Source organism: Shewanella sp. NKUCC06_TVS (genome assembly GCF_019345515.1).
In the GTDB taxonomy this organism is placed as follows: Bacteria; Pseudomonadota; Gammaproteobacteria; order Enterobacterales; family Shewanellaceae; genus Shewanella; species Shewanella oncorhynchi.
Map to the genome: position 1 here is coordinate 21,610 of NZ_JAHKQX010000023.1, position 12,996 is coordinate 34,605.

The following is a 12,996-nucleotide window of genomic DNA, read 5'->3' on the forward strand; positions in this document are numbered from 1 at the left end:
AAAGGCTCCTATCAGTTCTTAGCGGAAGCAAGATCGAGTGGGGTGATCACTTCGACTAAGGATTGGTCTTTCAAGTTTTGCTGGCCACGGGTAACGACTTGCTCACCGGGGTTAATACCTGTAATCACTTCTACCGAATCACCTTCACGGTAGCCAATTTCGACTTCACGACGGTTCGCATTGGTACCATCAATAACATAAAGCGCTTGCCTGTTATCTTGGTTAATCAAGGCACTGTAGGGAACAGTAATCACGTTCTCGTGGGTATCGTATTTGAGCTCAACCCGGGTAAACATGCCAGCCTTAAGGCGCGCCTCTTGATTCGGCACAGCAAGTGTCACCTTAAAGGTGCCACTTTGTGGGTCCACAATCGGGCTTATGCGCAACACTTTGGCGTGGATAGCATTCTTGCTATGTTGATTACTAAACACTTGTGCTTCTTGGCCGAGTTTTAAGCTCGCAAGCTGTTGCTCTGGCAAATGAACTATACCGTGGAGTTCATCTTGGTTGACTATATAAAACAAATCGCCAAATTCCTTCGCCATATTGCCAGCTTTAACATAGCGTTTAGCAATTACACCGCTGATAGGGGAAAGGACGCGGCTTTCTTTTACTTGCAGTTCGGCGAGATCTTTCTTAGCGATAGCGGCTTGCAAGTTATATTCAAGTTTGGCCATTGAATCCGCGCTGATAAATTCTCTGTTGCTCATTTTCTTCAGACGATTTAATTCTTGCTCGATGATTTTGACTTCGGCTTCTGAGCGGTCTAAATCATATTGCTGCCTCTTGGCATCGATGACAGCCAGCACTTGTCCCTTTTGAACGCGGTCACCTTCTTCAACAGCGAGAGATTCAATGAGCCCTGATATACGACTCACTACATTGGCTTCCTGTGGCGCTTCTAAGGTGGCAGTTGTACTGTAAAAAGAAGAAACGTTTCCTTGCATCACTGTAGTGGTTTCGACGGGAATGGCATATTTTTCTTCTTTTTTGACCACTTCTTCCTCACCACAGGCTGCTAGCATCGAAATCATTAGCAGTGGCAGGGTGAATTGAGCAATTTTTGACTTTTCCATAAGAATGTTACCTGTTGTCTTTATTGTGATGCCAGTTTTTAGCATAAACCGTGCCAATGTATAAAGTTTTTTAATTTCAGTCTATTAGTCGTATTTTTGGCTAAGTGTGATTTGTGATTCTTACTAAATGTAGCCAAAAGGTTTAAAAAGTGATGAGAATAACTAAACGCGGTTAATTAAGATTACACAAGTGCGCAATTGCAACAATGTATTTTGTCAGGAGAAGGAAGTCTAAAAGAGGATTATTTGAAATGAAAAAAGCGCCCTTAGGCGCTTTTTAATGCGTAAGTCGTGGGACTTAGCGTTTGTCTTGTGCGACGAAATCACGCGCAGTTTCACCAGTATATAACTGACGTGGACGGCTGATTTTGTGGCCTGGTTGATCTAACATTTCTTTCCAGTGAGCAATCCAGCCTACAGTACGTGCCAGTGCGAACAGCACAGTAAACATACTGGTTGGAATACCAATGGCTTTCATGATGATGCCAGAGTAGAAGTCGACGTTTGGATACAGCTTTTTAGAAATGAAGTATTCGTCTTCAAGTGCAATGCGCTCAAGCTCCATTGCCACATCCAAGAGTGGGTCTTGTACTTTCAGTTCTTTCAGCACTTCATGACAGGTTTCACGCATCACTTTGGCTCGTGGGTCAAAGTTTTTGTAAACACGGTGTCCAAAGCCCATCAGACGGAAAGGATCATTTTTATCTTTAGCGCGTTCAATGAATTCAGGAATACGGTCAACTGAACCGATTTCTTCTAACATTTGCAAACAGGCTTCGTTAGCGCCGCCGTGTGCAGGGCCCCAAAGAGATGCGATACCCGCTGCGATACACGCAAATGGGTTTGCACCTGAAGAACCGGCTAAACGTACTGTTGAAGTCGATGCGTTTTGTTCATGATCTGCATGTAAAATGAAGATCCTGTCCATTGCACGTTCAACAATAGGGTTCACGACGTATTCTTCGCACGGTACAGCAAACATCATGCTTAAGAAGTTGCCTGCATAGCTTAAGTCATTACGTGGGTACACGAATGGCTGGCCTGAAGAATACTTGTAGCACATGGCTGCTATCGTAGGCATTTTTGAGACTAAGCGATAAGCGGCGATTTCGCGGTGACGTGGATCGTTAACATCCAGAGAGTCTTGGTAAAATGCAGATAATGCACCCGTCACACCACATAACATGGCCATAGGATGAGCATCACGACGGAAACCTCTAAAGAAGAAGGCTAGCTGCTCGTGAACCATAGTGTGGGTTTTAACTGTATGTACAAACTCAGTATATTGCGCTTTGGTCGGCAGTTCACCGTAAAGCAGCAAATAACACAGGTCTAGGTAATCGGAGTCAACGGCAAGTTGATCGATTGGATAGCCACGGTGTAACAATATACCCAGATCACCATCAATATAGGTAATTGCAGATTCACAGGAGGCAGTCGCAAGAAAACCTGGATCAAAAGTAAAGTAACCTTTGCTGCCAAGTTTACTGATATCGATTACGTCAAAACCAGCGGTTCCCTGCTTTACTGGCAATTCTATCGAGTCGTTCCCTGGTAATTCTAATTTGGCTTTTAAATCAGCCATACCCCGTTCTCCTTACTTAGTTCTTATCTGTGAGTGCGGCATGTCAAACCGCCATTACTTTACAGCCATTCTAGATCACATTTCAATTTAAATAAGCGTTTAAATTTGTTAGACCATGGTATAAAAGCCTTTACTTTTCTATTTGTAACTGGCACTTACAGTAAAAAATAGTCAAAAAAACATAATTTGCATTCTGTGATGTTTGTATTTGACATTTGCCGCGAGTATACTTGCCTCGCCCAATAAGGGCCGCAAACAACGATTATAAAGCACCCTTTGTTTACATGTTAAATGAGTGCGTGCTCAGATAGTTAACTGTTTGTTTAAACTTTGCTTTTGTGTTTACTTTTGCAGTGATCAACCTCCTGTTTAAAGTTTGTACAAAAGCGGTTCACATAACAAAAAAAATGCTCAATGGAGCTGAGTGAGCAGAACGTGAAAAAGCAAAGACCTGTCCATTTAGATCTGCAGACCATTCGCTTTCCTGCAACAGCGATTGTGTCAATTCTTCACCGTGTTTCCGGTGTCATCATGCTGTTCGCAGTTGGCATTCTCATTTGGTTGCTAAATTCATCTTTAGCATCAGCTGAAAGTTTCGCTGGCGTACAGTCTCTATTCGATAACTTCGTGATGAAGTTTATCCTGTGGGGCATTATGACTGCACTGGCGTATCACTTGTTTGGTGGCCTGCGCCACTTAGTAATGGATACCGGTCGTTGGGAAGAATTGTCATCGGGTGCCGCATCAGCGAAAGCTGTATTTGCCTTAACGGTAGCCTTTTCAATCATAGCGGGGATCTGGGTATGGTAACCAATGCAGCAAGTTTTGGACGCAGTGGTGTTCATGACTTTATTCTACTACGCGCTAGTGCAGTGATCCTCGCCTGTTACACCATTTTCTTGGTTGGCTTTATTGCATGTAGTTCCCCTCTCACCTACGACGTCTGGCATAGCCTTTTTAGCGCTCTGCCAATGAAAGTGTTTACACTTCTGACGCTGGTTGCATTACTCGTACACGCTTGGATTGGTGTATGGCAAGTGCTGACAGATTACGTCAAGTGCACGTCGTTACGTGGTGTTTTACAGTTCACCTTTGTCGTTACCGTATTTTGTTATTTAGCGGCCGGCATTGTTATTGTGTGGGGTGTCTAAGTGAGTATTCCAGTACGCGAATTTGATGCTGTAGTGATCGGTGCCGGTGGCGCTGGTATGCGTGCAGCGCTGCAGATTTCCAAAGAAGGTAAAAGCTGTGCGCTTTTATCAAAAGTATTTCCAACTCGTTCTCATACCGTATCTGCGCAGGGTGGTATCACTGTTGCGTTAGGTAACGCCCATGAAGATCATTGGGAACAGCACATGTACGATACCGTGAAAGGTTCCGATTTTATCGGTGACCAAGAAGCGATTGAATTCATGTGTAAAACCGGTCCTGAAGCCGTGATTGAACTTGAGCAAATGGGTTTGCCTTTCTCTCGTTTCGAAAATGGCACGATTTACCAACGTCCATTTGGTGGTCAATCTAAGAACTTTGGTGGCGAGCAGGCTGCGCGTACTGCGGCAGCTGCCGACCGTACTGGTCATGCTTTGCTTCACTGTTTATACCAACAAAACGTTAAGCATAAGACGCAAGTCTTCTCAGAATGGTATGCATTAGATCTCGTTAAAAACGATGATGGCGCCGTTGTGGGTTGTACTGCGATTGAAATTGAAACGGGCGATATCGTTTATTTCAAAGCTAAGGCAACGATTCTAGCGACAGGTGGTGCAGGGCGTATTTACGCTTCGACGACTAACGCGCATATCAACACCGGTGACGGCGTAGGTATGGCAATGCGTGCTGGCGTGCAAATGCAAGACATGGAAATGTGGCAATTCCACCCAACTGGCATCGCCGGCGCGGGTGTACTTGTGACTGAAGGCTGTCGTGGTGAAGGTGGTTATCTGCTGAACAAAGACGGCGAGCGTTTCATGGAGCGTTATGCCCCTAACGCGAAAGATTTGGCATCACGCGACGTGGTAGCACGTTCTATGATGACTGAAATCCGCGAAGGTCGTGGTTTAGACGGTCCATTAGGCCCACACTGTTTGCTCAAGCTTGATCACTTAGGTAAAGAAACATTAGAAGCACGTTTACCAGGCGTGTGTGAATTGTCTCGTACTTTTGCCCATATCGATCCAGCCGATGGTCCAATTCCAGTACTACCAACCTGTCACTATATGATGGGCGGTCTACCAACTAAGGTCAGTGGTCAAGTTATTCGTAAGAATGAAGACGGCACTGAACAAGATGTTATTGGTCTGTTCGCTGTGGGTGAGATTGCCTGTGTATCTGTACATGGTGCAAACCGTTTAGGTGGTAACTCACTGCTTGACTTAGTGGTCTTTGGCCGCGCAGCGGGTCAGCATTTAGGTAAAGCTTTGGATGAGACTGACGATCCAAAAGATGCTAGCGATGCGGATATTCAAGCCTCTCTGGCGCGTCTGAATCGTTGGGAAAGCAACAAAGATGGCGAAGATCCAGCGCAAATCCGTAAGGATCTGCAATTGTGTATGCAATTAAACTTCTCTGTATTCCGTCGTGGCGATGCTATGGCTGAAGGGTTAGAGCAGTTGAAAGTGATTCGTGAACGTCTTGCAAATGCTAAATTGTCTGATAACTCTCGTGAATTCAATACTCAACGTATTGAATGTTTAGAGTTAGATAACTTGATGGCAACGGCAATCGCCACGGCTTATGCGGCTAACTTCCGTACTGAAAGCCGCGGTGCTCACTCACGTGAAGATTATTTAGAGCGTGATGATGAGAACTGGTTATGCCACAGCTTATTTGACCCAATCACTGAAACGATGGATCGTCGTGCAGTGAACATGGCACCTAAGTTACGTGAAGCATTCCCGCCGAAGAAACGTACCTACTAGGAGTTGCAAAGATGAAATTGACATTTGCAGTTTATCGCTACAATCCTGACGTAGATACTAAACCGTATATGCAGGATTACAGCTTAGAAGTGGCTGAAGGCTCTGACATGATGGTGCTCGATGCACTGATCAAGTTGAAAGAGCAAGATCCGACTTTGTCATTCCGTCGTTCATGCCGTGAAGGCGTGTGTGGTTCAGACGGCGTGAACATGAATGGTAAGAATGGTCTGGCGTGTATTACCCCAATTTCAACCTTTAAAGGCAAGAAATTAGAAATACGTCCATTACCAGGTATGCCAGTTGTTCGTGACTTAGTTGTTGATTTAACTCAGTTCTATAAGCAGTATGAGAAGATCAAGCCTTACCTCATCAATGATGAGAAACAACCTGCTCGTGAACACTTACAATCCCCTGAAGAGCGTGCTCATTTAGATGGTTTGTACGAATGTATCATGTGTGCCTGTTGTTCTACGGCTTGCCCATCATTCTGGTGGAATCCTGATAAGTTTATCGGTCCAAGCGGTCTGCTTCACGCATATCGTTTCTTGATCGACAGTCGCGATACAGCTACAGAAGAACGTTTATCTGAGCTGGACGACGCCTATAGCGTGTTCCGTTGCCATGGCATCATGAACTGCGTTGACGTTTGTCCAAAAGGTCTTAATCCGACTAAAGCAATTGGTCATATTAAGTCCATGCTGTTGAAGCGAGCAGTGTAATGCGAGAACCCGAGCTGAAACCAATAATAATATAGCTCTTGAAGAGTCACTTTCTGGTAGCAGAAGGTGACTCTTTTGCGTATGTAATGGAAGACAACGCGCCGTATATCTGGACATCTAGGGGCGGCAGAAATTATGCGTCGAAGGTAATCTCTACAGACTGCATATTTAATACTATGGCTAAGCACGTGTATAAAGTTTGAAAGGAATAGAAATGCACCAAGGCATCATGAAAGCCTGGCTCGAATCATCTCACTTAAGTGGTGCAAATTCGACCTACGTAGAAGAGATGTATGAAGCCTATCAAGAAGACCCACAGTCAGTCGCTGATGATTGGCGTGCGGTATTTGATAATCTCCCTCCTGTGAACGGTGCCTCTGTTGATGCGCCTGAAGCTGCTCACTCAAAAGTACGTGATTATTTTCGCAGTTTAGCGTTAGAAGGTCGCCATAAGAGCTCAGCTCGTGTGACGGATCCTGAAATGGATGCTAAACAAGTTAAAGTCCTGCAATTAATTAACGCCCATCGTTTCCGTGGTCACCAAGGTGCTAATCTTGATCCCCTCGAACTGTGGAAACGTGAACCCGTAGCTGATTTAGATCCTGCCTTCCACGGCTTGACTAAAGAAGACATGGAACGTGAGTTTAATACAGGTTCTTTTGCTCATGGTGGCGAAACCATGAAGCTCGCGGATTTGGTAAAAGCGCTGAAAGCCACCTACTGTGGTTCTATCGGTGCTGAATATATGCACATTACCGATACCGATGAGAAACGCTGGATCCAACAACGTCTCGAACCTTCCTTAGGTAAAGCTAACTACGATAAAAGTGTTAAGACACGCATTCTTGAAGGCCTTAACGCCGCAGAAGGTATTGAAAAATACTTAGGTGCTAAATTCCCTGGTGCGAAACGTTTCTCGTTAGAAGGCGGTGATGCGTTAGTGCCTATGATGCGCGAAATTATTTATCGTGCAGGTGAAGCCGGTACTAAAGAAATCGTCGTCGGTATGGCTCACCGTGGTCGTCTGAACGTGTTGGTGAACGTATTAGGTAAGCGTCCAGCTGAACTGTTTGACGAGTTCGCGGGTAAGCATGCTGATACCCACGGTTCTGGTGACGTTAAGTACCACCAAGGTTTCTCCTCTGATTTTGAAACGCCGGGCGGCAATGTGCATTTAGCACTGGCCTTTAACCCATCGCACCTTGAAATCGTTAACCCTGTGGTGATTGGCTCTGTACGTGCCCGTCAAGACCGTCGCGGTTGTAAGGATGGCTTACAAGTCATGCCTATTACTATCCACGGTGACTCTGCAATTGCAGGTCAAGGGATAGTACAAGAGACATTCAACATGTCTCAAACCCGTGGCTTTAAAGTCGGCGGCAGTATTCGCATCGTAGTGAACAACCAAGTGGGTTTCACGACGTCTAACCATGCGGACACTCGTTCGACTGAATACTGTACTGACATCGCTAAGATGGTTCAGGCACCGATTTTCCACGTTAACTCTGATGATCCCGAAGCCGTTGCTTTTGTGTCGCAGTTAGCCGTTGATTATCGTAACGAGTTCAAACGTGATGTGGTGGTTGAATTGGTCTGTTATCGCCGTCATGGCCATAACGAAGCCGATGAGCCAAGTGCAACTCAGCCGCTGATGTATGCCAAGATCAAGAAACACCCAACGCCACGTAAGATTTATGCAGACAAGCTAATCGCTGAAAACGTGATGGCAGCTGATGATGTGACTGGTCTTATCAATAATTACCGTGATGCATTAGATCAAGGTGATTGTGTGGTTAAAGAATGGCGCCCAATGACGCTGCATTCTGTTGACTGGACTCCGTATATCGGTCGTGAGTGGGACGAAGCGTATCAAGCCTCTATGTCGGCTGAGCGTTTACAAAGTCTGGCTGACAAACTGAGCTATGTACCTGAAAGTCATCCATTGCAATCACGGGTTGCTAAGATTTATAGTGACCGTTTAGCTATGGCAAAAGGCGAGAAGCCACTCGATTGGGGTTTTGCAGAAACGCTGGCTTATGCCTCAATTCTGGAAGACAACAAGCGTGTACGTATTACAGGTCAGGATTCTGGCCGCGGTACTTTCTTCCATCGTCATGCTGTATTGCACAATCAAAACGATGGCACGACTTACATGCCACTGCGCAATATTGCTGATGAACAAGGCCCAATTGATATTACTGACTCAGTATTATCTGAAGCCTCAGTACTGGCGTTTGAGTATGGTTATGCCACAGCAGAACCCGGCGGATTGACTATTTGGGAAGCCCAGTTTGGTGACTTTGCTAACTGTGCCCAAGTGGTAATCGATCAGTTCTTGTCATCGGGTGAGCAGAAGTGGGGCCGTTTATGTGGTCTGACTATGCTGTTACCCCATGGCTATGAAGGTCAAGGCCCTGAGCATTCAAGCGCCCGTTTAGAGCGTTTCTTGCAGATGTGTGCTAACCACAATATGCAAGTGTGTGTGCCTTCAACACCTGCACAGGTCTACCATATGTTGCGCCGCCAAGTGGTGCGTCCTATGCGTCGTCCACTTATCGTTATGTCGCCTAAGTCATTACTACGTCATCCATTAGCGGTTTCAAGCTTGGAAGAATTAGCCAATGGCAGTTTCCAAAATGTGATCGGTGAAATCGATACGTTGGAAGCAAGCAAGGTTGACCGAGTTGTCTTCTGCAGTGGTAAGGTTTACTTCGAACTGCTGGAAAAACGTCGTAAAGAAAATATCACTAACGTAGCGTTAATCCGTGTCGAACAGTTATATCCGTTCCCACATGATGAAATGATCGTTGCTTTGGCTGATTACCAACATGTGAAAGATTTTGTTTGGTGTCAGGAAGAGCCACAGAACCAAGGTGCTTGGTACTCTAGTCAACACCATTTCTGGGCCGCGGTTCCTGCAGGTGCACAGTTAACTTATGCTGGTCGTGAAGCGTCAGCTGCACCAGCGTGTGGTTACCCTGAGTTGCACACACATCAGCAAGAATCTTTAGTGAACAGTGCCCTGAAACTTACAATCGCACTGTAGTAATAGACATTTTATAAAAGGATAGTTTTTCATGAGTATCGAAATCAAGGTACCCGTACTACCAGAATCTGTTGCCGATGCCACGATTGCCACTTGGCATGTGAAAGTGGGCGAGCAAGTTTCTCGTGATCAAAACCTGGTTGATATTGAAACCGATAAAGTGGTTCTTGAAGTGGTTGCGCCAGAAGATGGCCACATTGGCGAGTTCTTATTTGAAGAAGGCGCCACTGTTCTGGGTGAACAAGTGATCGCTAAATTTATCGCCGGTGCTGTATCGGGCAAAGAAGTCACTAAAGCGCAAGCTGAAGCGGCAACGCCTGTAGCTGAAACTAGCGATGAAAGCAGTGATGCGTTAAGCCCATCTGTTCGCCGTTTACTGGCTGAGCACAATGTTGATGCCAGCAAAGTAAAAGGCACTGGTGTGGGTGGTCGTATTACGAAAGAAGACGTAGAAGCCTTCGTTAAGTCTGCCCCTAAAGCTGCGGCGCCAGCAGCACCTGCTGTAGCTCCGTTAGCGGCTGGCCGTAGCGAGAAGCGCGTGCCAATGACACGTCTGCGTAAGACAATCGCAAACCGCTTGTTAGAAGCGAAAAACTCTACCGCTATGCTCACGACGTTTAACGAAGTGAACATGAAGCCCATCATGGATATCCGTAAGCAATACCAAGATATCTTTGAAAAGCGCCACGGTATCCGTTTAGGCTTTATGTCTTTCTACATCAAAGCCGTGACTGAAGCGCTGAAACGTTTCCCAGAAGTCAACGCGTCTATTGATGGCGACGATATCGTCTATCACAACTACTTCGACATCAGCATTGCAGTATCAACACCACGTGGTCTGGTAACACCAGTGTTACGTGACACAGATACCATGAACTTAGCTGAAATCGAAAAAGCAGTTCGTGACTTAGCCCTTAAAGGCCGTGACGGTAAGCTGACTGTGGCTGACATGACTGGCGGTAACTTCACTGTGACTAACGGTGGTGTTTTCGGTTCACTGATGTCTACACCGATCCTTAACCTGCCACAAAGTGCGATTTTAGGCATGCATGCCATTAAAGATCGCCCAATGGCAGTCAATGGTCAGGTTGAAATCCTGCCCATGATGTACCTAGCACTCTCATATGACCATCGTATTGTTGATGGCCGTGAGTCTGTTGGTTTCTTGGTTGCGATTAAAGACTTCCTAGAAGACCCAACTCGTCTGCTGCTTGATCTGTAACACAACTCGATAAGAGATTGCGCTTAAAGAAATAGCCAGACATACCCTCGTGACTGGCCCAAACGGGCCAGTTGGATTTGATTAGAAGTATACGGATAGATCATCATGAATTTGCATGAGTATCAGGCAAAATCCTTATTTGCCGAATATGGTTTACCAGTGTCAGAAGGTTTTGCATGTGATACAGCCCAAGAAGCTGTAGAAGCGGCAGGCCATATTGGCGGAAATTTATGGGTTGTTAAGTGTCAAGTACACGCAGGCGGCCGCGGTAAAGCAGGTGGCGTTAAAGTCACTGGCGATAAAGAAGAAATCAGAGCCTTTGCCGAACACTGGTTAGGCAAAAATCTGGTGACTTATCAAACTGATGAGAAAGGCCAGCCAGTTGCTAAAATTTTAGTAGAAAGCTGTACCGACATTGCTAACGAACTGTACTTAGGTGCCGTTGTTGACCGCGCGACTCGTCGTGTTGTGTTCATGGCGTCGACTGAAGGTGGTGTTGAAATTGAGAAAGTGGCAGAAGAAACGCCAGAACTCATCCACACTGCAATCATCGATCCTTTGACTGGCCCACAAGGTTATCAAGCACGTGATCTTGGCTTCAAGTTAGGTTTAAACCCAACTCAAATGAAGCAGTTCACTAAGATTTTCATGGGTCTGGCGACTATGTTCGTTGATCATGATTTCGCATTGCTTGAAATCAACCCACTGGTTATTACCACTGAAGGCAACCTACACTGCCTAGACGGTAAAATCGGTATCGACGGTAACGCACTTTATCGTCAACCAAAAATCAAAGGCATGCACGATCCATCACAGGATGATGCCCGCGAAGCTCACGCTGCTAAGTTCGAGCTGAACTACGTTGCATTAGACGGTAACGTTGGCTGTATGGTGAACGGTGCAGGTCTGGCGATGGGTACTATGGATATCGTTAACTTGCACGGTGGCAAGCCAGCGAACTTCTTAGACGTAGGCGGCGGCGCGACGAAAGAACGTGTAGCAGAAGCATTCAAAATCATTCTGTCTGACAGCAATGTGAAAGCGGTTCTGGTTAACATTTTCGGCGGTATCGTACGTTGTGACATGATCGCAGAAGGTATTATCGGCGCTGTTAAAGAAGTGGGCGTTAAAGTACCTGTTGTGGTTCGTTTAGAAGGTACTAACGCTGAACTTGGCCGTGAAGTATTAGCTAAATCAGGTCTAGATATCATTGCAGCTACCAGTCTAACTGACGCGGCTGAGCAAGTAGTTAAAGCTGCGGAGGGCAAATAATGTCTGTCTTAATCAATAAAGATACCAAGGTAATTTGCCAAGGTTTCACTGGCGGTCAAGGTACATTCCACTCACAACAAGCTATCGATTACGGTACGCAAATGGTGGGTGGTGTGTCTCCTGGTAAAGGTGGTCAAACTCACTTAGGTCTGCCAGTGTTCAACACTGTGAAAGACGCTGTGGCTGCGACTGGCGCAACTGCTTCTGTGATCTATGTACCGGCTCCGTTCTGTAAGGATGCCATTCTTGAAGCTATCGACGGTGGCATCGAGCTTATCGTTTGTATCACTGAAGGCATTCCTACACTGGACATGCTGCAAGTTAAAGTGAAGCTTGAAGAAACTGGCGTTCGCATGATCGGCCCTAACTGCCCAGGTGTTATCACCCCAGGTGAATGTAAGATCGGCATCATGCCTGCTCACATCCACTTAAAAGGCAAAGTGGGTATCGTTTCTCGTTCAGGTACTCTGACTTATGAAGCGGTTAAGCAAACGACGGATGAAGGTTTCGGCCAATCTACTTGTGTAGGTATTGGTGGTGACCCAATTCCAGGTACTAGCTTCATTGATGTACTGGAAATGTTCCAAAACGATCCACAGACTGAAGCGATCGTTATGATCGGTGAAATCGGTGGTAACGCTGAGGAAGATGCGGCGGCTTTCATTAAAGCACACGTGACTAAACCTGTTGTGTCTTATATTGCGGGTGTCACTGCACCTGCTGGTAAGCGTATGGGCCATGCTGGCGCGATTATCGCTGGCGGTAAAGGTACTGCAGAAGACAAATTTGCTGCATTAGAAGCAGCGGGCGTAACAACTGTCCGCTCGCTTGCTGATATCGGCAAAGCGCTGCGTATTCGTACAGGTTGGTAAGCTAACCTTTCGAATATAAAAGGCGCCTAAGGCGCCTTTTTTATTGGCTGTAATTTCGGCAGCGAATCGCTGTAAATGACAGGAATGGGATTGAGCTAACACCATGAAGACTAGATATTTTTTCTTCTACGGGTTAGATTGATGCTTCTCTACTACGCGCTCGTCTGTGTCATTGGCGAGGATAATGTGAGTAGAGCCATTAACCATGAGCTAAGTGCTTATGGCTTCAGTGCTGTTCTGCAAAAAATCTTGAACTCAAATTTATTTAACACGGTTGCAGTTTATC

General features: G+C 45.9%; 10 protein-coding genes. 8 read left to right on the top strand and 2 right to left on the bottom strand.

Going from position 1 to position 12,996, the window contains the following annotated elements; genetic code table 11:
• Positions 1–11 precede the first annotated feature (11 nt).
• Positions 12–1,076 carry an efflux RND transporter periplasmic adaptor subunit gene (locus KO531_RS20415; protein WP_219252116.1) on the bottom strand — a complete coding sequence of 355 codons (1,065 nt, stop codon included), beginning with the start codon at positions 1,074–1,076 and terminating at the stop codon, positions 12–14.
• Positions 1,077–1,374: 298 nt separating this feature from the next.
• Positions 1,375–2,661 (bottom strand): citrate synthase, encoded by a 1,287-nt coding sequence (locus KO531_RS20420; protein ID WP_105252697.1) that lies wholly within the window; start codon positions 2,659–2,661, stop codon positions 1,375–1,377.
• Between the two features lie 414 nt (positions 2,662–3,075).
• Here KO531_RS20420 and sdhC point away from each other — a divergent pair, with 414 nt between their 5' ends.
• From sdhC to sucD, 8 genes are all read left to right on the top strand, one after another.
• Entirely contained in the window at positions 3,076–3,471 is a 396-nt protein-coding gene (sdhC, locus tag KO531_RS20425; RefSeq protein ID WP_012089416.1) for a succinate dehydrogenase, cytochrome b556 subunit, read from the top strand.
• Positions 3,465–3,812, top strand: a complete 348-nt coding sequence (gene sdhD, locus KO531_RS20430; RefSeq protein WP_106650761.1) for a succinate dehydrogenase, hydrophobic membrane anchor protein — start codon at positions 3,465–3,467, stop codon at positions 3,810–3,812. Before sdhC ends, sdhD begins: the two co-directional genes overlap by 7 nt.
• The gene (gene sdhA, locus KO531_RS20435) at positions 3,813–5,579 is read left to right on the top strand and encodes a succinate dehydrogenase flavoprotein subunit (RefSeq protein WP_011847025.1); all 1,767 of its coding nucleotides are present in this window, start codon (positions 3,813–3,815) and stop codon (positions 5,577–5,579) included. It begins immediately after the preceding gene.
• 11 nt (positions 5,580–5,590) lie between these two features.
• A complete protein-coding gene (locus KO531_RS20440; RefSeq protein WP_028759701.1) occupies positions 5,591–6,298 on the top strand; it encodes a succinate dehydrogenase iron-sulfur subunit in 708 nt (235 codons plus the stop codon).
• 214 nt (positions 6,299–6,512) lie between these two features.
• Positions 6,513–9,344, top strand: coding sequence for a 2-oxoglutarate dehydrogenase E1 component (gene sucA / locus KO531_RS20445; RefSeq protein WP_198572331.1), 2,832 nt, complete (start codon positions 6,513–6,515; stop codon positions 9,342–9,344).
• Between the two features lie 31 nt (positions 9,345–9,375).
• A complete protein-coding gene (gene odhB, locus KO531_RS20450; protein WP_105252694.1) occupies positions 9,376–10,566 on the top strand; it encodes a 2-oxoglutarate dehydrogenase complex dihydrolipoyllysine-residue succinyltransferase in 1,191 nt (396 codons plus the stop codon).
• A 105-nt stretch (positions 10,567–10,671) separates the two neighbouring features.
• Positions 10,672–11,838, top strand: coding sequence for an ADP-forming succinate--CoA ligase subunit beta (gene sucC, locus KO531_RS20455; protein WP_006081976.1), 1,167 nt, complete (start codon positions 10,672–10,674; stop codon positions 11,836–11,838).
• Positions 11,838–12,710 (top strand): succinate--CoA ligase subunit alpha, encoded by an 873-nt coding sequence (gene sucD / locus KO531_RS20460; protein ID WP_219252117.1) that lies wholly within the window; start codon positions 11,838–11,840, stop codon positions 12,708–12,710. The genes sucC and sucD overlap by 1 nt, the downstream gene beginning before the upstream one ends.
• The last annotated feature ends 286 nt before the right edge of the window (positions 12,711–12,996 follow it).